The following is a 24,828-nucleotide window of genomic DNA, read 5'->3' on the forward strand; positions in this document are numbered from 1 at the left end:
AAGTCCTGACGCATCGAGCCTCCATGCCCTTCCTCGCCCGCACCCACCCTCGCCTGTCTGCCGCCACCATCCTGGGGGTGGCGACAGGCATTCTGGTTCCTGCCGATACGGTCATTGGTAAAATCCTCGTCGGCTGGAATGTCGGGGTCTGGACTTATCTGGTCCTGATGCTGTGGCTCGCCGCACGGGCCAAGGCGCCAGACGTGAAGCGCATCGCCGAGATCGAAGACGAAAACGCCGGGCTGGTGCTGTTTGTGGTGTGCCTCGCAGCACTTGCCAGCCTGGCCACCATTACTTACGAACTGGCTGGCAGCACAGACCTGGACACCACCCGCAAGTGGCTGCATTACGGGTTTACCGCACTAAGCGTCATCGGTTCGTGGCTGCTGATCGGGGTGATTTTCAGCGTGCACTACGCTCGTTTGTTTTACACGTGGGATGGCAAAGACTTGGCGTTACGCTTTGCGGAGGGGCTGGATAACCCCGATTACTGGGACTTCCTGTACTTCTCGTTCACCATCGGTGTTGCGGTGCAGACCTCTGATGTCAGCGTGGCGACGCCGGGGATGCGCAAAATAGTGCTGGCACAGTCGCTGATCGGCTTTGTGTTCAATACGGCGATTCTCGGGTTTTCGATCAACATCGCTGCGGGGCTTTTCTGATGTTTAGTTCGAAGCGCGATAGCAGCCCGCTCCCTTATACCTGTCATTTTTGACAGTTCAACAGCGATTGCACCTGGCATATTTTTGGGTAGGCAGGAAACCTTTTCCTGCCAGATACTCGGCCAAGGAGCAACATCATGCCTTCTACAAAACCTGATGCATCAAAACACTCTACAACCGGCACGTTTACAGCTAAAAGTGACGTCGATGGTGATTTCGTGGGCGACCCACTAGAAATGCAGTTGTACAAGGACAAAGTCCTTTGGTACTTGGGGGCCACTCAGCGAGTTGGTTCCCAGCCGACCGAGTTCAAGGGTATTGATCTGTATCTGCCAGGCGACATTCCCGAAGACGGCCAAACCCACACCTATGAAATGAAATCGTCAGATCTTTCGACTGCAAGGTATTGGCGTTATGTAGATGCAGGCAGCAGGCCTTACACCTCAGTTGAAGGAACGGTAAGGGTGACCTATCACGCTGCCAAGCAAATAATGAAAGGCAGTTTCCACTGCAAGGCGAGTTCCGGAAGCGAAATCATCACTATCACCGATGCGAACTTTGACTTGGCTGGCATCACCACTTCCGACTGTGTCTGCGCCCGGAAGACGCAAGGCGCATTCAGTGCAACCTTGATAGGCGGTATCAGCCAGGAGTTCATGTCGGACTCCATGAGTGTCAAGTACGACAAGCAGGAGTTGGTACTCACTGCGGACCAGTTTGTTTGGGATCTGCTCCCACCCAAGCAGCACCGTATTACCCTCTTTATCAAGGACGGCGTGAAAGCAGGGCTGCATATCTTCAGCAAAGATGATGCAAATATCCGCGCTGCTTACGTCACGCCCAATCAGGAAACCGATGTTTTTAAAGCGATCAGCGGCGAGCTTTACCTCGCATTCGACCCTACCGAACAGCATCTTGAAGGGAGTCTGTCGTTCGATGCCAAAGGCGTAACCGATCCTGATAAAAAGGTTTCTGTGACAAAGGGTAAGTTCCGTTGGCAGAAATGAACTCTCTGCTGCCTTTTTTTATCTGTGCGGTCGCCCCGCCTTGCCTGACTGCCTGGGCCCTTCTTGGGTCCAGGTCAATCACTGGCTCCGGTCGACCCAAACTTTGACGGTATTCAAAGATCCATGGATATATTGCTGGCATGTTCAACGCGGCCAAGTGTGCAAGCGCAGTCACTGATAAGCTTTGTTTTCAATACAGCGATACTCGGGTTTTCGATCAGCATCGCTGCGGGGCTTTTCGGATGACTGATTTTAAAGTGCGATAGCAGACCCTCCTTTTATACCTGTCAATCTTGACAGTATACAAAGCCACCTATTTCGCGCTTCTATGATAACGCCTGTACAAGGCACCTAGTGTTTAAGGATAACTTCTATCAAAATTGGAGATTCCCATCATGGCTTCAACAGCGCAACGTGTATTCGCACCCAGAATCAGAAACAACCAGGAAAATCGATTCGAAGGAACAGTCGATGGAATAGCTTATAAGGCGACCTCCTTTAATCTGCAAAATGAAGCTCACCCTGATCCAATTGGCGAGCGCTTGGTGGTTCGCGTGCACGATAGAGCCAGCGATCTTACTTATAAGGAGATAAGGATTTACATCCCTGTTGATCTGGAAGACGGAACGCACCAACTGGCTAAAATCGACAAAAGTATTTTTGTCGATTACGTCGATTACTCCGACCCGGAGAAGCCCACTGCTCATAAGAGCGTTGGTGGCACTATACGATTTACGCTCGACGAGCAGTTAAATTCAATTACAGGCGAATTGAATGCTGTGATGGACAATTCAGGTAGCGACGGCAGCGAAACATTTGCAATAGACATCCCCGATTTTATAGTGCTCGGGAAGCAGGGCTAAACAATGCCGGAGCATGCATTTGTGTGCTGCTCCGGTGCCTCCTATCTAGTAAATAACGAATGCTACCATTGATAACGCAACCCCAAACTAAAGCCGTAAGGCTGCTCGAAATTCTTACCGTTGATGTAATCAAACTCTGCATGACCTTGCAGCGCTTCACTCATCGAAACCGCAAGACCGCCCCCCAATGCAGCACGACTGCCAGACAGATCATTGTTGAATACAGTATTGTTCACTTTTACTTCATTATTTTGTTCAAACTCGTGATCCCAACTGCCCTTCAAATAGGGCTGCACCGAAACACCTTTTTCAAAGTTGAAAGCATGGCCGACCCTCATCCCGACGCTTCCTAACAAAGAACGGCCGCTATCGCCTTTGGCCTCCATGCCATTGTCCAGGCTGAAGTCATCTCCTTGAATAACCACTGCCGAAAGCTTCGCGAACGGCTCGATGAAGGATGTGTCGTTAAACACGATGTGTCGTCCGAATTCGCTCTCCCAACCTATGCCCAAGGTATTGTTGCGGCCTTTGGCTCGATCTCCATCACTCAAGGAAACGTTTGACTCGTTGCGATAATGATTGAGTTTCATTAAACCATCAAAGTAGTAACCGCTGGCCCGGTCAATCCACGTAGCATAGGTACCCAAATAGTAACTATTGATCGTGCCGGAAGTGCCGTAATCAAGGTTCAGGTTCGACCGGCTCTGTCCTGCCAGCACACCAATCACCCATTGCTTATCACCAAAGGGCAACGGAGCATCAGCCCCTAACGAGAAACCTTGTTGTGTTTGCTGGTATCCCACCCCCGAACCATCTGCCACGTTGTATTTTTTCCCGTAAACCCGCCCCCAACTACCGGCCTTACCTTCACTGTCGCGCAACTCACCGAGTCGGCTGTGAACAGGCGCCATGTCGCCGTACCAAACAGGGATCGCCGTATTAAATATAGCCAAAATTGAACGCGCCCCAGGACTCACAACGCTCGTCGTAGGGTCAAGGAACCAGTCGTTTCCACTGTTTGCCAGCTTGTAACTAAAGGTACCGAGATCAACGGAGTTGCCACTCAAGTTGAATTGCGCGTCCCCGCCGCCCGTATGAACTAATGTGATGGGTTGTCCGCTGGCGGGCTCCTGTCCACTACTGGCGACGGCTAGTTGATGCTTGCCTGAGGCCTCGCCACTAATGTTGAGTCTGTCGGTTTCACCTGTCGCAAAATCTGTTTTCAATTCAAATTTGCCACCGCTTCCCGTCAATCGGTCGAGATTCAACTGATAAAATCCAGTGCCTGAATGCATCGACACCGTGCCACCGTTCATCTCAAGCGAACCGACGTTGCTGATACCCGTCACATTCCATCGCCCTGTTTCATTAATCGTGACATTGGCTACATTTTCCATGCGTCCATTGAGCACCGCTTCATTACTCAGAACAACAGAGGCGCTACTCGCAGAGTCGCTCACTATGTCACCTGACAACGTGCTGCGATCGACGTTCATCGTCGCGACGGCACCACCCCCCACATCAAAAATGACACCATTGCCACCCACTATCGACGAACCATCGTTGACGTCGACCCGCACCGTCGAACCGGAAGTGCTCGGCACATCGACGAGAATGGCTGCACCGCTAGTACTTTCAATCTGCGAGTGGTTCAGGACCAGTTGACTGGATTGTGTATCAGTTGGGTCTGATTTAAAGACTACGCCGTTTTGTACACCCACAACGCGGCTATCGGCCGCAATGTTGGCACTTCCCCCTAACAACGCAAGGCCATAACTGTTAGCCCCGGTGCCTTCGACCCGTGTATTGGAAAGATTAAGCATGCTATAGGAGGAAACGGCGGCCCCTCCGATTACGCCTGAAATAACGCTATCGCTCACATTGACTACCGAGCCGGTCGAACTGTTGGCGGTACGCGCGGCCTGCAGCCCCAATCGATTGCCCACTATGTTGCTCGCGAATATATCTGCAGTGCTGTTGGTGATCTGAACAGCACTTGCACCGCTAGTGCCAGTAGTTGTAACGCCATTAAGAACAACAGAGGACGCGCCGCTAGCAGCAATGCTGAGTGTGCCGCCACCGTTTATCGTCAGAGAACTACTGCGCCCAGCAGCCCATGTTTCAGATGGTGAAGGATTTGAAATTACGGCGGTTTCGCCTGGAATAAGCGCTCTGGCAAGGGCCTGATTATTGACCAGTAACGGCATGGCAACCAACATAACGTAACGCGAGGTTAAGTGGCCGAAGGTGTATTTTAACCTGAGTGACATAGCGCTTCCCTGTAATGACCAGTTCAAGAGCAGTAGCCACCGCTCTTCCTGTAAATTGGCGGCGAGAATATCGACCTGAGTAACCAAGGTATGTAGGAATAATCTCTAAATGCATCGGAAAATTTACAGCCACTCTGATAACAATACATAAGCGCGAAAGGGGATGACGGCAGCCCTCCCCAATCACACCCATAATTCAACTATGGTTTGCCATCGTCATATTTCGTTCCGTCACAATATGTAAAATCTGTCCTGATCAAAATCACTTCATAATCAGACTCTAGTGATGGCGTCGGCGTGGGTGACCCACCTATATTAACTTCATACCACACTTTGGCTGCACCAGAGTAAGTGCCCGGCGTATTTTCGTCAGGCTCGGCGGTCGAGTATTTTATAACAGGATTGAATGGAGTTACGCGAACCTTAAACCCTGTATTCACCTCCGTATCCAATACCGTATGCGTCACACTAAATGGGTTAGCATCAGGATTGGGCGTAACGCCTGGAAAATCCGAATAACCTTTGAAGAAAACTGTTACCTCCGCATCCTCTGGCAGGTGAACGGGATTAGGTGGCACCATAATGCTGATTTCATAATTAGGCGCAACCAAGGTAGGACAACCTATTTTCCCACCACGTGAAAATTCAACCGTAGGCTCTTTCAGTTCGATTTTAATGGCGTTGAATGCAACGTCTGTTTTTACTGACTCCGTTGTATTCACACCGCCAATTGTAGCGACAGTCCAATAAGCCTTGACGGCACCCGGCACGGAGTCTTTAACGCTGTCCCAAGGAAGTGCATGCGACAGCTCTTTCCCCTCATCGCCATCATTTAAAAATATAACTGGCGGAACAAACTTGCCATCAAAGTAAACTCTAACCTCCTGCCCATTTTTTGGCTGCCTGCCAGGTTCATCCCAAAGCTTGATGGTCATCCTCGCTTCTTTGTCAAAATCTTCGGGTGTTAATTCATTCTTCAAATCCAAAACGCCGTAAACCTCCACAGGATCCATTGCAGGGTTCTCAACGCTGGGATGTTCCGGGTTGATCGGACCCGCATAGTCCAGATTCGCCAGAACACCGACGGTTACCTCATTCCCGACTTTGATAGGACCCCGGGACAAACTGCACGTAACCGTTATCGGCTGATCGCCACCTGTTGCGTCATTGTACTTACTGGCTATAACATTTTTGTCGATCGGTATCGAAAACGTCGCCGCGGCCCCAGCTTCTTCGTCATAAATAATTACGTTTCCATATTGAAGTACGTAATGATCTGTATTCTGTACATTGTCACCTCTTGCCATCTCGACCGTCACACCGTCGACACAGTCCTGAATATTGATAACAGGATCCGCCTTCGGAACGGTGATTGCTTTCAACACCGGCGGAGGCAATAACTGTACGGCTTTCCCCGCGGGCACTGAAGTGTTACTCACATTTCCCGCGAAATCAGTAAGTTGGTACCAGACGTACACCGACTGCCCCAGCAACTTTGCTACTTCGGCAATTGGGATCGTGACTTTTCCGTCTGCTGGTAGCTCACCCGAACTGACGGGTAAAAATGTCGGCGTGGCCGAATAACTTACGCTCATCCAAAGTTTGTAAGTATCACCATTAGGTGGCGGCAAAGGATTGTCGTAATCCTTAGGGATTGTCATAACCAACCCGCCGGGGTTGTTTGTAATAAATGTATCGTTAATCGGGTTGTTTAATAAGTCGAGTGGCCATGTTGCGACTTTAAGTTGAGCTTTCACGCCCGTCGCCTTGCTTTGACCCGGTGCCGTGCGGTCAACGATGATTTTGGTGGGGAGGGTTTCTATCGGGTTGATACCTGCCAACAAGATGACTGCCCAGATGTAATAAGTGGCAGGGCCAGATGTAATAAGTGGCAGGGCCAGGTACGCTTGCGTCCTCGATTAACCAATCCGGCGTTACCTCTACTTTAACTGGGCGCCCAATAATTGGCCCAGCCTCTCCTTCCTCCACAATCGTTCCATCGGTTAAAGGATCTGCAGGGAGAGTATCCTTAAGAATTCTAAATTCAACATAGTCGTCTACATGTTCATTATTCCACTTCGGAATTATTACCGATAATGGACTTCCCACCGGTATGAGGGTTACCGGAAGTGTTCCATCCGCAAGAATCCCTGGGACATCTGGTGCTTTTTCTGCCAAAACTCCCGGCATACGCCGCCGGCTACCGGCAGAACGAATCACTCGGGATCCAGCATTAGTCAACTTATTCATTTTTCATAACTCCATTAATTAATTAATTCCCAAGCAACCATTCTTTAAAATCTAGCCTACTCAAAACACAACGTCCTTTAGGGTGGTCCACAGATACCCCTCAGCCCTGGAAGAGTTCTATCAATACGCACCAGTCCGACTTTTGACTTTCTTACTACCCGACCATTTCTTTCCAGGGAGTATCGAGCAAGCGCAGACGCGTTATCTATCATTGGCTCGATGTGAGGCACAAAGGGGTCAACCAACACTTCGACACCTTTATCCAACTCTTCCTGCGTCAATATTGTCTTGCGTATGTTCTTGTAAGTGTTAGCAATAGGCGGTCCACTCCCATTAAGGCTTTTATAACCTTCCCAATAAACGATTAGTACATCCTCAAGTGCAAAGCCTGGATCGGGCAGTACCTTTACTCGGACCCCCTCCCACAATGGAGGATTATCGGTATAACAATTCAGATATCCTTGGGAATCCGCACTCGGAAATGTTGGCTCAAGAAGATCAACTGGAGCGCTGTCTATTGTTAACTTTCGCCTTGCAGAAGGTATAAGATTGAGGTCCTCCAGCAACACCTCATAGCTGACATATGCGATGCCATCTTCCGTTAACAAATCCGGGGCAATTTTTATAATGATCCGCTCTGGCGGGACGGGGTAGACCAGCTCATCAAAAACCCATGTTGTAGTGCCAGCGAACTCCCAGGCCACCCTTAAACGGTCTTTTCTAGGCGGCTTGTCCGGAAAGTTTTCCCAGCGCTCAACTACTACCTCTAACCCCTTAGTGATAAGCTCTATAGGCACTTGCCCTTCCGGGTCATTAATATCTACACCAACTACTTCAGGCGCGTCATAGTTTTGAACTCCCGGTGACAATGATGAACTATCTGTCTTCTTGATTTTTTTATTAAAAGTTGCCATGAGCGCTCCCTGTCGAGACGCATTTAATATCTCGATAAGCTCTAATCTTTCGGTTTTCATTTGAAATGAATTAAGCGTGACTTTTATCGAGTGGTCTACTGTCATATCTGACAGGCTTGATGACCGCCTGTCGGTTTCTACGCAACTTCTTCCATAATCAAACTTGACGAAGAATCTGCTTTTGGCGCCTACTGAAACCGGTTTCATCACCGCAAGATCAAAAACAAAAACAAGGCCCAACTCCGTGAACGATTTCTCCGCCGCCCAGCGCAGCCGCGTGACCATGCTCGACGTCGCCGAACACGCCGGCGTCTCCAAGGCCAGCGTCTCGCGCTTCATCGGCGACGACCGCGCCCTGCTCTCCGATGCCACTGCCCTTCGCATCGAGCAGGCGATTGCCGCACTCGGCTACCGCCCCAACCAGATGGCTCGCGGTCTGAAACGCGGGCGCACTCGCCTGATCGGCATGCTGGTGGCCGACATCCGTAACCCTTATTCGATTGCCGTGATGCACGGGGTGGAAACCGCTTGCCGTCAACACGGCTACAGCCTGGTGGTGTGCAACACCGACCGCGATGACGAGCAGGAACGTCAGCACCTGGCGCTGCTGCGCTCGTACAACATCGAAGGTTTGATCGTGAACACTCTGGGCCATCACCGCGACGAACTGCGCGAACTGCATCGCGAAATGCCGCTGGTGCTGGTGGACCGCAAGGTCGAACAGTTGGAGAGCGATCTGGTCGGGTTGGACAACCCGGCGGCGGTGGAAATGGCGCTGGCCCATTTGCAGGAACGCGGTTATCGCGATGTGCTGATGGTGACCGAACCGCTTGACGGCACCAGCGCGCGGACCGAGCGGGTGAGCAGTTTCAAGGCGCAGATCGCGCAACGCCCGTCATTCAAAGGTGCGGTGATCGAGACCGGCTATGAGCTGACCACGCAGTTGAAAACATTCTTGAACACTCCCGGTCCGGGGCCGAAAGCCTTGTTCTCTGCCAATGGCATTGCCGCGCTGGCCAGCACTCATTCGCTGCGTGAGTTGCACTGCAATTTGTTTGAGGACGTCGGGCTGATCGCATTGGATGATCTGGATTGGTATCCGTTGGTGGGCAGCGGGATTACCGCGCTTGCTCAGCCGACGGAAGAAATTGGCGCGAGTGCGTTTGAGTGTTTGCTCAAGCGGCTGCGCGGGGATGTCGGTGCGGTGCGGACCCTGGATTTTTCGGCGCGGTTGATTGTGCGGGGGTCGACCCTTGGGAATTTGCGGTGATTGTTATGACCCCTTCGCGGGCAAGCCCGCTCCCACAGGGGATTTGTGGGTGCCATAGATCCAATGTGGGAGCGGGCTTGCCCGCGAAGAGGCCCGCAAGAACACCATCACTTAAGCAGCCATTTTTTTTGAAAAAAAATGAAACCGGTTTCAGAGGTGCAGAACAATGAATAAACCACCCGTTTCCATCAGCCTCTCCAGCTACGGCGCGGACCTTGTGCGTCAACGCGGCCAAGGCAGTTTTATCGACATATTGGCCGCCGCCGGCGCCACCCAAATTGAATGGCGCGAAGAGTTGCTGACGGATGAAAACCCGCTGCAACTGGCTGACGACAGCCGATCCCAAGGTCTGGAAAGTATCTACTCTGCGCCGATGGAACTGTGGCTGGCCGGTCAGTCGAAACCCAATCCCGACCTGCTCACAACCCTTGAGCGTGCCGAAACGTTCGGCGCCAAATGGCTGAAAATCTCCTTGGGTTACTTTACTGACAACAATGATCTCCAGGCATTGAGCCGCGTCCTCGCTCAGAGCCCAGTGCAGTTGCTGGTGGAAAACGACCAGACTTTGCACGGAGGCCGCATCGAACCGTTTCAACGCTTTTTCGGCGAGGTTGCGCAGCACCGGCTGCCGATCAAAATGACCTTCGATATCGGCAACTGGCAATGGCAAGACCAGTCCGCCGCCAGCGCCGCGCGATTGCTCGGTCGGCATGTCGGTTATGTGCACTGCAAAGCTGTGACACGCCGCGCCGATGGCAAACTGGTCGCCATCCCGCCGACGGCCAGCGATGTGCAATCGTGGGAGCAACTGCTGCGGCACATGAGCCAAGGCGTTATGCGGGCGGCGGAATATCCGCTGCGAGGGGATGACCTGGTGCAATTGACCCAGGAACACGTCGCCACCCTCGCCCACCTCGGTCAAACCCGGTTGGAGAATGAGCATGTCTGAGTTCGATATCTTGTCGTTCGGCGAAACCATGGCAATGTTTGTCGCCGAGCAAAGCGGTGATTTGGCCGACGTCGGCCAGTTCCACAAACGTATTGCCGGGGCGGACAGCAACGTCGGGATTGGCCTTTCACGGCTCGGATTCAACGTGGCGTGGTTAAGCCGGGTGGGCGCCGATTCGTTGGGGCGGTTTGTCGTCGATACGCTGCGCAAAGAAGGCCTGGACTGCGGCCATGTCGCCATCGATCCGGCACACCCGACCGGGTTTCAGCTCAAGTCCCGCACTGACGATGGCAGCGATCCGGCGGTCGAATATTTCCGTCGCGGTTCAGCGGCCAGTCATTTGTCGGTGCAGTCGATTTCCCCGCAACTGCTCAATGCTCGGCACTTGCACGCCACCGGCATTCCGCCAGCGTTGTCTGCGTCTGCTCGGGAGATGTCCTTCGAACTGATGACCCGCATGCGCCATGCCGGGCGCAGCGTGTCGTTCGACCCGAACCTGCGGCCGAGCCTGTGGGCCAGCGAACAGCTGATGATCACCGAGATCAACCGCCTCGCTGCCCTCGCCCATTGGGTGCTGCCGGGGTTGAGTGAAGGTCGTTTGCTGACCGGGTTTGAAGACCCGGCAGATATCGCGGCGTTTTACCTTGATCTCGGTGCAGAAGCGGTGGCGATCAAACTCGGCCCGCAGGGTGCGTATTACCGCACGCCTGTAGATCAGGGATTTGTCGCCGGTGTGCCGGTGGCAACCGTGGTCGATACGGTTGGCGCCGGCGATGGTTTTGCCGTCGGCATGATCAGCGCGCTCCTGGAAAACCACAGCGTTGTCGACGCCGTGCGGCGGGCCAACTGGATTGGTAGCCGGGCGGTGCAGAGTCGGGGGGATATGGAAGGTTTGCCGACCCGGCTGGAATTATCTGCTGAATTTGAGGGCGTCAATCGCGAGCAAGCTCTGCTCCTACAGGACTAGCGCCCCCCCCCCTGTAATTGGACGGACTCGCCCGCGAAGAGGCCCTTGCAGTCACTAAAGATTTAACCCGTTACCTGCTGCGACAAAAACAACAAGCTCAGGAGCACCGCTATGAAAACAGCTTCACTCCCCACCCGCCGCTGGTGGTACATCATGCCCATCGTGTTCATCACCTATAGCCTGGCGTATCTGGACCGCGCCAACTACGGGTTCGCCGCTGCCTCGGGCATGGCCGCCGACCTTATGATCACACCCGGCCTGTCGTCGATGCTCGGCGCGCTGTTCTTTCTCGGTTATTTTTTCTTCCAGGTGCCGGGCGCGATTTATGCTCAGAAGCACAGCGTCAAGAAGCTGATTTTCGTCAGCCTGATCCTCTGGGGCGGCCTCGCGACGCTGACCGGAATCGTCTCCAACGCCTACTGGCTAATCGTCATCCGCTTCATGCTCGGCGTAGTCGAAGCCGCCGTCATGCCGGCGATGCTGATCTATCTTTGCCACTGGTTTACCCGTGCCGAACGCTCACGCGCCAACACCTTCCTGATCCTCGGCAACCCGGTGACCATGCTCTGGATGTCAGTGGTGTCGGGGTATCTGGTGCAGCATTTCAGCTGGCGCTGGATGTTCATCATCGAAGGGTTGCCGGCGGTACTCTGGGCGTTTATCTGGTGGCGGCTGGCCGATGACCGTCCGGCACAAGCCACGTGGCTCAGCGATCAAGAGAAGCAGGACCTTGAAAGCGCCCTCGCCGCCGAACAGGTTGGCATCAAAGCCGTGAAGAACTACGCCGAAGCGTTTCGCTCGCCGAAGGTGATCATCCTCGCCTTGCAGTTTTTCTGCTGGAGCATTGGGGTTTACGGCTTCGTGCTGTGGCTGCCATCGATCCTCAAGGCTGGCGCGCAGATGGACATGATCGAAGCGGGTTGGCTGTCGGCGTTGCCGTATCTGGCCGCCGTGATTGGCATGCTGCTGGTGTCCTGGGGCTCGGACAAATTGCAGAAACGCAAACGCTTCGTCTGGCCACCGCTGTTGATCGCCTCCTGCGCGTTCTACGCCTCCTACGCATTGGGCGCCGAACATTTCTGGTGGTCTTACACCCTGCTGGTGATTGCCGGCGCCTGCATGTATGCGCCTTACGGGCCGTTTTTCGCGATTATCCCGGAAATTCTTCCGGCCAACGTTGCTGGCGGCGCCATGGCGCTGATTAACAGCATGGGCGCGCTGGGTTCGTTCGGAGGCTCGTATCTGGTGGGCTACTTGAACAGCAGCACCGGATCGCCGGGGGCTTCGTATTTACTGATGAGCGGCGCGTTGATGCTCTCGGTGGTGCTGACGATTTTCCTCAAGCCCGGCGCCAGTGACAGGGTCATTGAGAAGGCTGCTGCACAACATCCGGCGACTGCTCACCCTTGAATTGAAATTGAGAACATGACGATGAAAAAGCAGGTTGTGCTGTACAAGAAACTCTCGCCGCTGCTCATGGCTCGCCTGCATGAGCACACCGAGGTGACGCTGATCGACAACCTCAACCCGCAGGGCCTCGCGCAAATGCGTGAAGTCCTCCCCCGGGCCCACGGTTTGCTTGGCGCGAGCCTGAAACTGGACGCGGATTTATTGGACCTGGCGCCGAATCTCGAAGCCATCGCCAGCGTCTCCGTCGGCGTCGACAACTACGACATCGATTACCTCACCGATCGCCGCATCCTGCTCAGCAACACGCCGGACGTGCTCACTGAAACGACCGCGGACACCGGTTTCGCGCTGATTCTGGCGACCGCCCGGCGTGTGGTGGAACTGGCGAACTTGGTTCGCAGCGGCCAGTGGAAACGCAACATCGGCCCGGTGCATTTTGGCACCGATGTGCATGGCAAGACTCTGGGCATCATCGGCATGGGACGCATTGGCGAGGCCTTGGCGCAGCGCGGACATTTCGGGTTTGGCATGCCGGTGATCTATCACAGCCATTCGCCAAAACCGGCGGTGGAACAGCGTTTCAATGCTCAGTACAGAAGCCTGACCGAGCTTTTGCAGCAGGCGGATTTCATTTGCCTGACCTTGCCACTGACGGCTGAAACCGAAGGGTTGATCGGCGCTGAAGAATTCGCATTGATGCGCTCGGAGAGCATTTTCATCAACATTTCCCGGGGCAAGGTGGTGGTCGAATCTGCTCTGATTGAAGCGTTGCGCGCGGGGCAGATTCGGGGGGCGGGGCTGGATGTGTTTGAGCGTGAACCGCTGGACACGGATTCGCCGCTGTTGACGTTGAACAACGTGGTGGCAACACCGCACATAGGGTCGGCGACGCATGAAACGCGGGAGGCGATGGCCACGTGCGCGGTGGACAATTTGCTGATGGCGTTGGCGGGTGAGCGGCCGAGGAATTTGGTGAATACCACAGCGTGGCAGGCTTAAGAAATTCGGTGCCTGTCAGGCAGCCATCGCGGGCAAGCCCTAATGCCAGTCAGTTAAGGAATTGACTTGCCCGCCAAGCAGTAATAGAAACGGGCTTATGTTTTTATGAGCCCGCTTCATGTCCCTGCAAAACGCCCTTCAAGAAGTTACCAAACTCAATCCGATCTCTTTCGAGCGCCTTGCGCAACTGATTGATCCTTTATGGATCGAGCAAGCGCTGGCCTCGACCGGAACGGTTTCTCTGCGCCGCAGACGCCTGCCGGCCGAGCGCATCGTATGGTTGGTGGTGGGGTTGGCTTTGTTCAAGAACGAGCCGATTTGGCTCATTGTGCAGCAGCTGGGACTGGCTTTGGGCGAAGCCAAGGTGCCTGTGCCCAGCGCCGCAGTCCAGGCCCGGCAACGGCTTGGAGCAGAGCCGCTGGCCGCACTGTTCAAGCAATTGGCCGAGTCATGGGGCGGCGCTGAGCAGCCCGCTTCGGCTGGCTTTTTAGGGTTACGCAGCTTTGCGGTAGACGGCGTGGTGTGGTCCACCCCCGACACGCCAGAAAACCGCCAAGCCTTCGGTGGCGGGCGGACTCACTCGGGAGACGGAGCCTGGCCACAAGTGCGCGGTGTTTGCCTGATGGATACCTATAGTCACTTGATTCGGGCCGCCTGTTTTGGCGAGTTTGCTATCGGCGAACTTCGCCATGCCAAAGGTCTGGAGAAAGCGGTAAGCGATCACTCGGTGACGATTTTTGACCGTGCCTATTACTCGGCAGCCCTCTTGCTCGACTGGCAGCACAGTGGAACCGAACGGCATTGGCTCATGCGGGCACGCAAACCGCTTAAATACGAGGTAGTCGAAGAGTTGGGCGCCGGTGATTGGCTCGTGCGATTGGCTGTATCCCGAGATGCGCTCAAGCAACGTCCAGACCTTCCTACCCATTGGCATGCACGGCTGATTGAGTATTCGATAGACGACAAACCCCGCCGTTATCTCACCTCGTTGATCGATGCCGAGCGTTACCCTGCCAATCGGGTGGCGGGGCACTACAACGAACGTTGGGAAATTGAATTGGGTTACCGCGAGATCAAGCAAAACCTGCTTAAGGGGGAGCAATTACGCAGTAAACAACCTGATTTGGTGCGCCAAGAACTGTGGGGAACTCTGTTGGCCTACAACCTGATCCGTCAGGAAATGCGCTTGATGGCTGAAGAAATAAAGGTGGTGCCGCAGCGCTTGAGTTTTCTCTGGCTGGCTCAAGCGGTCACCAATGCGCTGCGCTTCTGCCCGCTGGAAACGCCAGGCACGATCCCTAAACGACTGGCAGAACTGAGAGTCCAGGCTAAGCACTTCATGCTGCCTGCCAGACGAGAGCGAAGTTATCCACGAGTGGTCAAGCCCAGACCAGTCAAATATCCCAAAAAGAAGGCAAGAGGGCTTAACTGACTGGCATTAGGGCAAGCCCGCTCCCACAGGGTTTTGTGTGCGCCACAGATCCAATGTGGGAGCGGGCTTGCCCGCGAAGGGGCCATCAAACTCAGCGAAAATCTTTCAGGCTCGCCGCGCCTCCAGCAAATCCCCTGCTGCCAAAGACTGCGCGTTTTGCGTCAGGCTTTGGCGATCCGCCAGACCCGTGCGATATCAACGGCACGGTCACGTAGCAACCGGGGAGCCTCAGCGCATGCCTGCTCGAGCGTCATCGGCCCGCTCGCCAAGGCAAACGCGGCATCGATGCCGTGCTCGTACAACGCCTGGTAACCCTCACCCAAGGTGCCGGCAATCACGATCACCGGCACACCTTGCTGCCGGGCAATGCACGCCACGCCGAACGGCGTCTTGCCACGCAAAGTCTGGGCATCGAATCGCCCTTCGCCAGTGATCACCAGATCAGCGCCCTGTATCGCTTCAGTCAACCCGACCAGCTCAGCAACCACTTCCACGCCGGCCAGAAATTGGGCGCAGAGGAAGGCCTTGGCAGCAAATCCCAACCCGCCCGCCGCACCGCTGCCCGGTTCGTCCTTGACGTCGTGCCCCAACGCATGGGCGCACAGTTCGGCAAAGTGCCCAAGCGCATTATCCAGTTGCTGGACTTGCTCGGGCGATGCGCCTTTTTGTGGGCCGAATATCGCTGAAGCGCCGTGAGGACCGCACAGTGGATTGTTAACGTCGGCTGCGATGTTGAAGCGCACCTCGGCCAGACGCGGGTCGAAGTCACTGAGATCGATGCGATCCAGTTGCGCCAACGCCAAACCACCCGGCGCCAGGCTTTGTCCCTGCGCATTGAGCAACTTCACGCCCAACGCCTGCATCGCTCCGGCGCCGCCATCGTTGGTGGCGCTGCCGCCAATTGCCAGAATCACCCGTTGCGCCCCGGCGTCGAGGGCCGCGCGAATCAGTTCGCCGGTGCCAAAGGTGCTGCTGACGCATGCATCGCGCATGCCCGGCGGCACCAATTGCAGGCCGCTGGCCTCGGCCATTTCGATGATCGCGGTGTGGTTGTGCGGCAGCCAGCCCCATGCGGCATTGACGGTTGCACCGAGCGGACCACGTACATTTGTGCGTCGCAATTCGCCCTCGCACGCTGCCAGAATCGACTCAACCGTGCCTTCACCGCCGTCGGCCATCGGGCACTTGATCAGTTGCGCATCAGGCCAGACGTCTGCCAGACCTAACGCAATAGCGTCGGCCACGCCTTGAGCGCTGAGGCTGTCCTTGAACGAATCGGGGGCGATGACGATTTTCATGCGAATTCTCCAGTTCCAATGCGCTCCATGCTGCCAGTAGCCCCGGACAATAACGCCAGTCTGCTGCACAAGCGGTCATGGTGTTTATTGTTCATTTTCACAAAACCCCTGTGGGAGCGAGCCTGCTCGCGATGGCGTCCTTGAGATCGCTACGGGACATCCGTCTGCGGCAGCAGTTGAACACCGAGATACAAAGCGAGCATCCCGTCCAGTTTCAGCGGATCAACCCCGCTCAGCTCGGCAATCCGCTCCATCCGATACCGCAGGCTGTTGCGGTGGATCCCCAGCGCATCGGCACACGCCTGGCTCTGCCCATCGTGATCACACCAGCTGCGCAAGGTCGTCAACAGTTGGCCGTTGCCGTCCTTGGCGATGACCTTACGCAGCGGTTTAAGCAATTCATCCAGTGCATCGTCGTTACGATGCCGCCAGAGCATCACCGGCAATCGGTAACGGGTCAGCGTCAGCAAGCGCGATCGCGGTAATACATCGCGCCCATATGCGAGCAAGTCGCCGACACGGCGGTAGCAGCGCCTCAGTCCCGACAAACCCTCGGCCTGCCCGCCCACCGCAATGCGCAGAATATTCCATCCCAGAGCGTCGAGTTTTTCCAGCAGCCTTTCATTTTCGATGGTTTGCGAAGCCGGTCGGCACCACAGTAACGATGACTTCGCCGAACTGACGCACCAACTGTCCGAGTAACGTGAGGTCAGCCAGGCGCTCAGCGCTTCAACGGTTTGCGCCGGGCTGTGTTCCATGCCCAATTCAAACAGATACGGCACCCGCGTCATCTGCGGCTTGAGCCCCAACTGCTGCGCTTCATCGAGCAATCGCGGCGAATCCCCCGCCTCGCTCAGCAGCAACGCCAACAGATCATCGCAACGCTGACGCCGCCAATGCTGTTCGGCCTGTTGATTGCGCTGGCCGACCAGCATCTCCGCGGTCATTCGCACCAGTTCGGCGTACGTGCGCAGTGGCTCGGGATCGCCGGTAATGCCGAGTACACCAATCAAGCGCCCATCGAGCAGCAGCGGCAGGTTGATTCCCGGTTGCACGCCCTTGAGATGAATCGCGGTTTGCGCGTCGATCTCCACCACCCGGCCATTGGCCAACACCAATTGCGCACCTTCATGACGGGTGTTGATCCGCTCCGGCTCGCCGCTGCCGAGAATCAACCCTTGGCTGTCCATGACGTTAACGTTGTAGGGGAGGATGGCCATTGCCCGGTCTACAATGTCCTGTGCCAGATCGTGATCGAGTTCGAACATAACGGGATCCTTGAAAAACGGGTGGGACGGATTGTTCACCCGCACGGGCCTGGGTCTAAAACCCTGTGCTCAGGCACAAAGACAACAACCCGAAGCGTGGCCGAGACTCTCCAGGCGATCAACGTTACCCTTGCATCGCAAAAAATCATAATAAAGAGAGAGCCTCCATGCCACAGAGCGCCGCCGCTACCCAGGCCATCATTGACGAGAAAAACGCCGTCTACAAACGCATTACCCTGCGTTTGATCCCCTTCATCTTCATCTGTTACCTGTTCAACTACCTCGACCGGGTGAACGTTGGATTTGCCAAGCTGCAGATGCTCGACGCCCTGAAATTCAGCGAAACCGTGTACGGCCTCGGCGCCGGGATCTTCTTTATCGGCTACGTACTGTGCGGCGTGCCGAGCAACCTGGCCCTGACCAAATTCGGCCCACGACGCTGGATCGCGCTGATGATGATCGTCTGGGGCACGCTCTCAACCTGCCTGCTGTTCGTCACCACACCGACCGAGTTCTACACCTTGCGCCTGTTCACTGGCGCGGCGGAAGCGGGGTTTTTCCCGGGCGTGGTGCTGTATCTCTCGCAATGGTTCCCGACCTTCCGCCGTGGCCGCATCATGGCGCTGTTCATGTCGGCGATTCCGGTGTCCGGCCTGCTCGGCAGCCCGTTCTCCGGCTGGATCCTCAATCATTTCGCGGCGGGCCAGGGTGGCTTGGCCGGCTGGCAGTGGATGTTTCTGCTGCAAGGCATTCCGACCGTGATTCTCGGCGCCCTCGCCTACTTCCTGCTGAGCGACAGCTACGCCAACGCCAAATGGCTGACCCCGCTTGAGCGCTCGGTACTGGAAGCGGATCACGCTGAAGACCTGGCCAACAAACCGAAAACAACCACCGACTCGCTGTCGGCCGTATTCAAAAATCCGGCGATCTGGGCGTTCGGTCTGATTTACTTTTGCATCCAGAGCGGCGTTTACGCGATCAACTTCTGGCTGCCGTCGATCATCAAGAACCTGGGCTTCAGCGATAACCTGGTGATTGGCTGGTTGAGTGCGATTCCGTACCTGCTTGCGGCGGTGTTCATGTTGCTGGTCGGTCGCTCGGCTGACCTGCGCAAAGAACGGCGCTGGCATTTGGTGGTGCCGATGTTGATGGGCGCGGTGGGTCTGCTGATTGCCGTGAACTTTGCGACGACGCCAGCCATTGCGATCCTCGGCTTGACCATCGCCACCATGGGCGCCCTCACCGGCCTGCCAATGTTCTGGCCGGTGCCGACTGCACTGCTGAGCGCAGGTGCGGCGGCGGGTGGTTTGGCGTTGATCAACTCCATGGGGCAGATGGCTGGGTTCCTCAGCCCTTATCTGGTGGGTTGGGTCAAGGACAGCACCGGCTCGACCGATGCTGCGCTTTATCTGCTGGCGGGCGTGATTGTGTGTGGCAGCTTGCTGGCGCTGCGCATGACGCGGACGTTGCGGGTGTAAGCCTGTTCCAGCCCTACAAAAAACGGCCCTTGCGGGCCGTTTTTCATTTGATCTTTCCCACGCTCTGCGTGGGAATGCCTCAAGGGACGCTCCGCGTTCCAGCTCTCAAAGGGACGCAGAGCGTCCGGGGCTGCACTCCCACGCGGAGCGTGGGAACGATCATCTTGAGACCGTGTTAGCTATATGGATCGACGTTATCCAGCATCCGGTTCACCGCCAGTTCACCCAGCATCACGGAGTGTTGAATGCCCAGCAGGGTGTGGCGCTGTGTACCGTTCAGTTGCCCCGCGAAATCACTCAACATCACACTCGCTGACGCCAACGACTCACAAGCGTTGACCAGCAGGGTTTCGTTATCGGTGTCGGGCCCGACGAAGTAGATGGTGCTGGGTTTGCGTGGGGTGTCTTTGGGGATGACCGGTTTGAGGTAGTAATCGAGGGCGCGGTCGGCGGCGGTGTTGAGTTTTTTGGGATCGGTGGATTCGTACGGGGAAACGTCGTCGGTTTCGGGTGGGTTGGGTGTGATCTTGAACATAGATGAAACTCCTTGCGTCGAAAAAAGGAGCCATCACTTTCGCTACCAAACGAAGAGGTGGTGGCCATACGCAGGTTGGTAGACCGGGACGCAAGGAGACCGGCGCGCCCGAAGACGCCCTGTGCATAACCACCATAAAGTCGAGACGAAAAAACGCCACGAAATAGTGATGCTGCGAACCTTACGTAAATCCCGGGCTACCAAACCCGATCGCTGTTTTTCAGCGACGAGCAAACGATAGAGCCCAGCTCCAAGGCGCACAAGCCGGCGGATTCTGGCGCAGTCGTAGGCAACGGCGCAAGGTTATGTAGCCTCCTGCCCCACCATTCCCGACCGTTTAAACATTACTGTTTATTGCCACCAATTCCCTGTGGGAGCGAGCTTGCTCGCGATGAGGCCGGGTCAGTCGACATCCATGCTGAATGATCAACCGCCATCGCGAGCAAGCTCGCTCCCACAGTGTTCTCCATTGAGCTGATATTCCGATTGCTCCCGACGCAGGTTCTGGTATTTGATTGAGGCCTTTCCCCCACCGGTAAAAGGATTTCCTCATGAGCTATCGCACGCTGGGTCATTCGGGTTTACAGGTCTCGACCCTGACGCTGGGCACCATGATGTTTGGCGAACAGACCAGCACCGAAGATTCCCTGAGGATCATCGACAAGGCCTGGGACCAGGGCATCAATTTCATCGACACCGCCGACGTTTACACCGGCGGTCGTTCCGAAGAGATCGTCGGCGAAGCGATTGCCGGCAACCGTCACGAATGGGTGCTGGCGACCAAGGTCGGTTTCGGCCCGGTCGACGGTGTACCGAACCGCAGCGGTTTGAGCCGCAAACACCTGTTCAACGGCATCGATGCCAGCCTGACCCGCCTGGGCACCGACTACCTCGACATCTATTACTTGCACCGCGAAGACCACAACACGCCGCTGGAAGTGACCGTGTCGGCGATGGGCGACCTGATTCGACAGGGCAAGGTTCGCTACTGGGGTTTGTCCAACTACCGTGGCTGGCGCATTGCCGAGGTGATCCGTGTGGCCGATCAACTGGGCGTCGACCGGCCGGTGATCAGCCAGCCGTTGTACAACATCGTCAACCGTCAGGCCGAGACTGAACAAATCACCGCCGCGCACAATTATGGCCTCGGCGTGGTGCCTTACAGCCCGTTGGCGCGTGGTGTGCTCAGCGGTAAATATGCGCCGGATGTAAAGCCGGACGCCAACAGCCGCGCAGGGCGGGCAGACAAACGCATTCTGGAAACCGAATGGCGAGTTGAGTCGTTGCGTATTGCCCAGCAGATTCAGCAATACACGCAGGAACGGGGCGTGGGGATTGTCGAGTTTGCGATTGCCTGGGTGTTGAACAATAACGCCGTCACTTCAGCGATTGTCGGACCGCGCACCGAGGAACAGTGGGACGCGTACACCAAGGCGCTAGCGGTGAAGATTTCCGCCGAGGATGAAGCGTTTATTGATTCGCTGGTGGTGCCGGGGCATTCATCGACGCCGGGGTTTAATGATGTGAGCCATTTTGTGTCGGGCCGTAAACCCCGCAATACCTGAAGAAACACAATCCACTGTGGGAGCGTGGCTTGCCCGCGATGCAGACACCCCGGTGCATCAGATAGACCGAATAGATGCTATCGCGGGCAAGCCACGCTCCCACAGGTGGAATGTGTTGATCGATCAGACAATATTTGATACGAAAACGACGTATCCTCTGCGCCCCGTTTCATGTTCAACCTCGCGAGGGCAGTTTGTCTAAAGGTATCGCTTTATCGGTTTCGGCCTCGGTGCTGTTTGCCGTCATGTATTACTACACGTCACTGCTCGCCCCATTGAGCGGCGTGGAAATTTTCGGCTGGCGCATGCTGCTGACCGTGCCCTGCATGACCGTGTTCATGGTGGTGTCCGGGGAATGGACGCGCGTCATCGACATTGTTCGGCGCGCCACGGCGCACCCGAAACTGATCGCCGCCCTGATCGCCTCTTCGGCCCTGCTCGGTGTGCAACTCTGGCTGTTCATGTGGGCGCCGCTCAACGGCTACAGCCTGGACGTATCGCTCGGGTATTTCCTGCTGCCGCTGACAATGGTGCTGACCGGGCGAATCGCCTACGGCGAACGTCTGTCCTACCTGCAAAAGATCGCGGTGTTTTTCGCCTGCCTCGGCGTGGCCAATGAGGTGTACCAGGTCGGTGGCTTTTCCTGGGCGACCTTACTCGTGTGCATCGGCTATCCCACCTATTTCGTGCTGCGCAAACGGCTTGCCACGGACAACCTTGGCGGCCTATGGCTGGACATGGCATTGACGCTGCCGCTGGCCTTCTGGTTTGTGCAGAGTGGTGTGCAGGGTTTCGGCGTGTTCGACCAACACCCGTGGCTGTCGCTGTTGATCCCGATTCTCGGGGTGATCAGCGCTTCGGCATTGGTGGTTTACATCATCGCCAGCCGGTTGTTGCCGTTCAGTCTTTTCGGGTTGTTGAGTTATGTCGAGCCGGTGTTGTTGCTGGGCGTGGCATTGCTGCTCGGGGAAAGCATCAAGCATGGGGAATGGTTGACTTACATCCCGATCTGGCTCGCAGTGGTGGTGCTGGTGTTCGAAGGCTTCAAACACCTGATGCGACATCGCCGCCCTTAAGCTACACACAAAACAAATGTAGGAGTGAGCCTGCTCGCGATAGCTATCTGTCAGTCAGTCAACATTGATGTTGAATTTGACGACGCCTTCGCTGGCAAGCCAGCTCCTACACAGGTTTAGCGGTGTGGCGGGTTACTCGGTGGCGAGCACGCCACGACGAACCTGGTCACGCTCGATCGATTCGAACAGCGCCTTGAAGTTGCCTTCGCCGAAGCCATCGTCGCCTTTACGCTGGATGAATTCGAAGAACACCGGCCCCATCAGGGTTTCCGAGAAGATCTGCAGCAGCAGACGCTTGTCACCCGATTCGGACGAACCGTCCAGCAAAATCCCGCGCGCTTGCAGTTGATCAACCGGCTCGCCGTGGTTCGGCAAACGTCCTTCGAGCATTTCGTAATAAGTTTCTGGTGGAGCGGTCATGAAGCGCATCCCGATACTTTTCAGATGATCCCAAGTCTTGATCAGGTCATCGGACAGGAAAGCAACGTGCTGGATGCCTTCACCGTTGAACTGCATCAGGAACTCTTCGATCTGCCCGGCGCCCTTGGACGATTCTTCGTTCAGCGGGATGCGAATCATGCCGTCTGGTGCGGTCATGGCCTTCGAGGTCAGGCCGGTGTATTCGCCCTTGATGTCGAAGTAGCGAATTTCGCGGAAGTTGAACAGCTTCTCGTAGAAGTTGGCCCAGTAGGCCATGCGACCGCGATACACGTTGTGGGTCAGGTGGTCGATGATTTTCAGACCGGCACCAACCGGGTTGCGATCCACACCTTCGATGAACACGAAGTCGATGTCATAGATCGAGCTGCCTTCACCGAAACGGTCGATCAGGTACAGCGGCGCGCCGCCAATGCCTTTGATCGCCGGCAGGTTCAGCTCCATGGGGCCGGTTTCGATGTGGATCGGCTGGGCGCCGATTTCCAGTGCGCGCTTGTAGGCGAGTTGCGAATCCTTGACGCGGAACGCCATGCCGCACACCGACGGGCCGTGCTCGGCCGCGAAGTACGAAGCGACGCTGTGCGGTTCGTTGTTGAGGATCAGGTTGATCGCGCCCTGGCGATACAGGTGCACGTCTTTGGAACGGTGGCTCGCCACCTTGGTGAAGCCCATGATCTCGAAGATCGGCTCCAGGGTGTTCGGGGTTGGCGATGCGAATTCGATGAATTCAAAGCCCATCAGGCCCATTGGGTTTTCGTATAAATCTGCCATTTTGGCGCCTCATCATGCTTTTAGAAATTAACAAATGTTAGTTGCTAGCAATGCTGAGACCGGCGGGTGGGGCACAGGAGATGCCCCGCACGCTGCGGGCGAGGAAGTCACCGTAGATCAATTGAAACCCAAAACTTTTCATTGTCGACCCAAGGCTCTTGCGGGCGAGGCTTCTGCTGCCAGAAGACGATTATTATTGTATGCGTAACCAGATTCTACACAGCGTAAATAGGTTTGTCCGCCTTCTGTATCAAATCCCCTTTGCCCCTACTCGCGCAAGGGGTTTATTACAGAGGAAAATCCCCGCCAGAATCAACGCACCGCCAATACACATCGTCAGGGTCAGTGGCTCGCCGAGCAGCAGCGCGCCGAGGATGACCGCGGTCAGCGGGTTCAAGACAATGAACACGCCCGAGCGTGTCGCGCCGATCTGGCGGATGCCGTCGTAATAACCGATGTAGGCCAGCGCCGAACCCAAAACGCCGAGGTACAACAGGCTCAACCATTGTTGCGGACCAAGGTTCAAGAGCGCGCTGACATTCAGTTCACCGCGCACGGCACTGATCGCCCAGAGCATCGCGGTGCCCAGCAGGATCGAATACGTCACCGTCTGCACAGACCCCAAGGACTGATTCAGCGCTTTGGAAAACAGCGAATAAATGCCCCAGCCAATCACGTAGCCGAAAATCAGCAGGTCACCGATCCAGGCGTCGGCATCGCCGACCAACACCTGCGGATTACGACTGGCAATCACCACACTCGCCCCGGCAATACAGATCGCAATACCAAAGACTGTCGCCCGGTTCAAGCGCTCTTTGAACAGCCACCACGAGACAAGGCCGATCACGGCCGGGTTCAGCGCAACAATCAACGAGGCTCGGGAGGCATTGATGTAATGCAGCCGGGCTGAGACTGTCAGCCAGAAATCGCCCGGCCACGAACCTCCCGCCCCAGATCATGGTGAAGGCGGCGAGTTTCAGATACACCGGGTTATCTGGTGTTGCTGGTTGGAAAAAGATCGTCAAAGGGGGCAAAACCGGGTGAGGAAAGATGACGTATCCCGCCGCTCGACTGACACCGAACATCCGCTACCGCTGCTCACAATTGATCAGCACGCTGGACACGATAGGCCGCGGTGATCCGCTGACTATCGTCGCAGAAAGCTCACTGCCCGACGATGACAACCGCCGATATGTGAAAAAACCTCTGTCGCCCCCCGTCACCCGCCAATTCGGGCTGGCGGTGCTTGACCAGCGCCAGTCCTCACCCGCCACACTGGCTTTTATCAAACTGGCCATCAGCCTGAACACCCGATAAGCGGCATAACCGTCGAGGGACGACTATCATGGCCACTACCTGTACTCTTTTTTTGGGAGGCGTGTTGTTGTCCTGCCAGCATTTGAGGG

At 55.8% G+C, this 24,828-nt stretch carries 20 protein-coding genes and 3 pseudogenes; 14 read left to right on the forward strand and 9 right to left on the reverse strand.

Annotated features, from left to right (window positions below; genetic code table 11):
• Positions 1-23: 23 nt before the first annotated feature.
• The 4 genes and pseudogenes from AC3ISI_RS14350 (at position 24) to AC3ISI_RS14365 (ending at position 2,532) form a co-directional block, all read left to right on the forward strand.
• Positions 24-662 (forward strand): DUF1345 domain-containing protein, encoded by a 639-nt coding sequence (locus AC3ISI_RS14350; RefSeq protein WP_489337577.1) that lies wholly within the window; start codon positions 24-26, stop codon positions 660-662.
• Between the two features lie 137 nt (positions 663-799).
• Positions 800-1,669, forward strand: a complete 870-nt coding sequence (locus tag AC3ISI_RS14355) for a hypothetical protein (RefSeq protein WP_489337578.1) — start codon at positions 800-802, stop codon at positions 1,667-1,669.
• Between the two features lie 150 nt (positions 1,670-1,819).
• A pseudogene (locus AC3ISI_RS14360) lies at positions 1,820-1,915 on the forward strand (DUF1345 domain-containing protein); the annotation flags it as partial.
• A 149-nt stretch (positions 1,916-2,064) separates the two neighbouring features.
• A complete protein-coding gene (locus tag AC3ISI_RS14365) occupies positions 2,065-2,532 on the forward strand; it encodes a hypothetical protein (protein WP_489337579.1) in 468 nt (155 codons plus the stop codon).
• Positions 2,533-2,594: 62 nt separating this feature from the next.
• Here the strand turns inward: AC3ISI_RS14365 and AC3ISI_RS14370 are convergent, their stop codons facing one another.
• From AC3ISI_RS14370 to AC3ISI_RS14385, 4 genes are all read right to left on the reverse strand, one after another.
• A complete protein-coding gene (locus AC3ISI_RS14370) occupies positions 2,595-4,802 on the reverse strand; it encodes an autotransporter outer membrane beta-barrel domain-containing protein (protein ID WP_489337580.1) in 2,208 nt (735 codons plus the stop codon).
• Positions 4,803-5,002: 200 nt separating this feature from the next.
• Entirely contained in the window at positions 5,003-6,646 is a 1,644-nt protein-coding gene (locus AC3ISI_RS14375) for a hypothetical protein (RefSeq protein WP_489337581.1), read from the reverse strand.
• The gene (locus AC3ISI_RS14380) at positions 6,594-7,052 is read right to left on the reverse strand and encodes a hypothetical protein (RefSeq protein ID WP_489337582.1); all 459 of its coding nucleotides are present in this window, start codon (positions 7,050-7,052) and stop codon (positions 6,594-6,596) included. The genes AC3ISI_RS14375 and AC3ISI_RS14380 overlap by 53 nt, the downstream gene beginning before the upstream one ends.
• 77 nt (positions 7,053-7,129) lie before the next feature.
• Positions 7,130-8,251 carry a hypothetical protein gene (locus AC3ISI_RS14385; protein WP_489337583.1) on the reverse strand — a complete coding sequence of 374 codons (1,122 nt, stop codon included), beginning with the start codon at positions 8,249-8,251 and terminating at the stop codon, positions 7,130-7,132.
• On the opposite strand from AC3ISI_RS14385, the gene AC3ISI_RS14390 reads away from it, so the two are divergent.
• The 6 genes from AC3ISI_RS14390 to AC3ISI_RS14415 all read left to right on the forward strand — a co-directional run bounded on the left by AC3ISI_RS14390 (position 8,211) and on the right by AC3ISI_RS14415 (position 14,993).
• Positions 8,211-9,236 carry a LacI family DNA-binding transcriptional regulator gene (locus tag AC3ISI_RS14390; RefSeq protein WP_489337584.1) on the forward strand — a complete coding sequence of 342 codons (1,026 nt, stop codon included), beginning with the start codon at positions 8,211-8,213 and terminating at the stop codon, positions 9,234-9,236. The genes AC3ISI_RS14385 and AC3ISI_RS14390 overlap by 41 nt on opposite strands.
• Positions 9,237-9,402: 166 nt before the next feature.
• Positions 9,403-10,185 carry a sugar phosphate isomerase/epimerase family protein gene (locus AC3ISI_RS14395; protein ID WP_489337585.1) on the forward strand — a complete coding sequence of 261 codons (783 nt, stop codon included), beginning with the start codon at positions 9,403-9,405 and terminating at the stop codon, positions 10,183-10,185.
• Positions 10,178-11,152, forward strand: a complete 975-nt coding sequence (locus AC3ISI_RS14400; protein WP_489337586.1) for a sugar kinase — start codon at positions 10,178-10,180, stop codon at positions 11,150-11,152. The genes AC3ISI_RS14395 and AC3ISI_RS14400 overlap by 8 nt, the downstream gene beginning before the upstream one ends.
• A 111-nt stretch (positions 11,153-11,263) precedes the next feature.
• A complete protein-coding gene (locus AC3ISI_RS14405; protein ID WP_489337587.1) occupies positions 11,264-12,562 on the forward strand; it encodes an MFS transporter in 1,299 nt (432 codons plus the stop codon).
• Between the two features lie 21 nt (positions 12,563-12,583).
• Complete coding sequence (locus AC3ISI_RS14410) at positions 12,584-13,561, forward strand: NAD(P)-dependent oxidoreductase (RefSeq protein ID WP_489337588.1); 978 nt, start codon at positions 12,584-12,586, stop codon at positions 13,559-13,561.
• A 118-nt stretch (positions 13,562-13,679) separates the two neighbouring features.
• A complete protein-coding gene (locus AC3ISI_RS14415) occupies positions 13,680-14,993 on the forward strand; it encodes an IS4 family transposase (protein ID WP_489336474.1) in 1,314 nt (437 codons plus the stop codon).
• A 161-nt stretch (positions 14,994-15,154) separates the two neighbouring features.
• Here the strand turns inward: AC3ISI_RS14415 and AC3ISI_RS14420 are convergent, their stop codons facing one another.
• Together AC3ISI_RS14420 and AC3ISI_RS14425 are read right to left on the reverse strand one after the other, a co-directional pair.
• Positions 15,155-16,291 carry a glycerate kinase gene (locus AC3ISI_RS14420; protein ID WP_489337589.1) on the reverse strand — a complete coding sequence of 379 codons (1,137 nt, stop codon included), beginning with the start codon at positions 16,289-16,291 and terminating at the stop codon, positions 15,155-15,157.
• 149 nt (positions 16,292-16,440) lie between these two features.
• The gene (locus AC3ISI_RS14425; protein WP_489337590.1) at positions 16,441-17,559 is read right to left on the reverse strand and encodes a sugar diacid recognition domain-containing protein; all 1,119 of its coding nucleotides are present in this window, start codon (positions 17,557-17,559) and stop codon (positions 16,441-16,443) included.
• A gap of 167 nt (positions 17,560-17,726) precedes the next feature.
• On the opposite strand from AC3ISI_RS14425, the gene AC3ISI_RS14430 reads away from it, so the two are divergent.
• Positions 17,727-19,037, forward strand: coding sequence for an MFS transporter (locus AC3ISI_RS14430; protein WP_489337591.1), 1,311 nt, complete (start codon positions 17,727-17,729; stop codon positions 19,035-19,037).
• 175 nt (positions 19,038-19,212) lie between these two features.
• Here the strand turns inward: AC3ISI_RS14430 and AC3ISI_RS14435 are convergent, their stop codons facing one another.
• Positions 19,213-19,572, reverse strand: coding sequence for a DUF6124 family protein (locus tag AC3ISI_RS14435; protein ID WP_489337592.1), 360 nt, complete (start codon positions 19,570-19,572; stop codon positions 19,213-19,215).
• 551 nt (positions 19,573-20,123) lie between these two features.
• Here AC3ISI_RS14435 and AC3ISI_RS14440 point away from each other — a divergent pair.
• Together AC3ISI_RS14440 and rarD are read left to right on the forward strand one after the other, a co-directional pair.
• Positions 20,124-21,137 (forward strand): aldo/keto reductase, encoded by a 1,014-nt coding sequence (locus AC3ISI_RS14440; RefSeq protein WP_489337593.1) that lies wholly within the window; start codon positions 20,124-20,126, stop codon positions 21,135-21,137.
• Between the two features lie 194 nt (positions 21,138-21,331).
• Complete coding sequence (gene rarD / locus AC3ISI_RS14445; protein ID WP_489337594.1) at positions 21,332-22,213, forward strand: EamA family transporter RarD; 882 nt, start codon at positions 21,332-21,334, stop codon at positions 22,211-22,213.
• Between the two features lie 132 nt (positions 22,214-22,345).
• Here rarD and hppD read toward each other — a convergent pair whose 3' ends face one another.
• Complete coding sequence (gene hppD, locus AC3ISI_RS14450) at positions 22,346-23,422, reverse strand: 4-hydroxyphenylpyruvate dioxygenase (RefSeq protein WP_489337595.1); 1,077 nt, start codon at positions 23,420-23,422, stop codon at positions 22,346-22,348.
• Between the two features lie 250 nt (positions 23,423-23,672).
• Positions 23,673-24,447, reverse strand: a pseudogene (locus AC3ISI_RS14455) (DMT family transporter).
• A 31-nt stretch (positions 24,448-24,478) separates the two neighbouring features.
• On the opposite strand from AC3ISI_RS14455, the pseudogene AC3ISI_RS14460 reads away from it, so the two are divergent.
• Positions 24,479-24,739: pseudogene (locus AC3ISI_RS14460) on the forward strand (LysR family transcriptional regulator substrate-binding protein); the annotation flags it as partial.
• Positions 24,740-24,828 lie beyond the last annotated feature (89 nt).

The sequence above is a fragment of the Pseudomonas sp. GL_139_B genome, assembly GCF_057834475.1.

Excerpts from the sequence above, each read along its gene's own strand:
- hppD (WP_489337595.1), bottom strand. The coding sequence starts at position 23,422 with ATGGCAGATTTATACGAAAACCCAATGGGCCTGATGGGCTTTGAATTC.
- AC3ISI_RS14395 (WP_489337585.1), top strand. The coding sequence starts at position 9,403 with ATGAATAAACCACCCGTTTCCATCAGCCTCTCCAGCTACGGCGCGGAC.
- AC3ISI_RS14405 (WP_489337587.1), top strand. The coding sequence starts at position 11,264 with ATGAAAACAGCTTCACTCCCCACCCGCCGCTGGTGGTACATCATGCCC.
- AC3ISI_RS14430 (WP_489337591.1), top strand. The coding sequence starts at position 17,727 with ATGCCACAGAGCGCCGCCGCTACCCAGGCCATCATTGACGAGAAAAAC.
- AC3ISI_RS14385 (WP_489337583.1), bottom strand. The coding sequence starts at position 8,251 with ATGGTCACGCGGCTGCGCTGGGCGGCGGAGAAATCGTTCACGGAGTTG.
- AC3ISI_RS14380 (WP_489337582.1), bottom strand. The coding sequence starts at position 7,052 with ATGAATAAGTTGACTAATGCTGGATCCCGAGTGATTCGTTCTGCCGGT.
- AC3ISI_RS14415 (WP_489336474.1), top strand. The coding sequence starts at position 13,680 with ATGTCCCTGCAAAACGCCCTTCAAGAAGTTACCAAACTCAATCCGATC.
- AC3ISI_RS14420 (WP_489337589.1), bottom strand. The coding sequence starts at position 16,291 with ATGAAAATCGTCATCGCCCCCGATTCGTTCAAGGACAGCCTCAGCGCT.
- AC3ISI_RS14355 (WP_489337578.1), top strand. The coding sequence starts at position 800 with ATGCCTTCTACAAAACCTGATGCATCAAAACACTCTACAACCGGCACG.
- AC3ISI_RS14435 (WP_489337592.1), bottom strand. The coding sequence starts at position 19,572 with ATGTTCAAGATCACACCCAACCCACCCGAAACCGACGACGTTTCCCCG.
- AC3ISI_RS14365 (WP_489337579.1), top strand. The coding sequence starts at position 2,065 with ATGGCTTCAACAGCGCAACGTGTATTCGCACCCAGAATCAGAAACAAC.
- AC3ISI_RS14410 (WP_489337588.1), top strand. The coding sequence starts at position 12,584 with ATGAAAAAGCAGGTTGTGCTGTACAAGAAACTCTCGCCGCTGCTCATG.
- AC3ISI_RS14400 (WP_489337586.1), top strand. The coding sequence starts at position 10,178 with ATGTCTGAGTTCGATATCTTGTCGTTCGGCGAAACCATGGCAATGTTT.
- AC3ISI_RS14350 (WP_489337577.1), top strand. The coding sequence starts at position 24 with ATGCCCTTCCTCGCCCGCACCCACCCTCGCCTGTCTGCCGCCACCATC.
- AC3ISI_RS14425 (WP_489337590.1), bottom strand. The coding sequence starts at position 17,559 with ATGTTCGAACTCGATCACGATCTGGCACAGGACATTGTAGACCGGGCA.
- AC3ISI_RS14440 (WP_489337593.1), top strand. The coding sequence starts at position 20,124 with ATGAGCTATCGCACGCTGGGTCATTCGGGTTTACAGGTCTCGACCCTG.
- AC3ISI_RS14370 (WP_489337580.1), bottom strand. The coding sequence starts at position 4,802 with ATGTCACTCAGGTTAAAATACACCTTCGGCCACTTAACCTCGCGTTAC.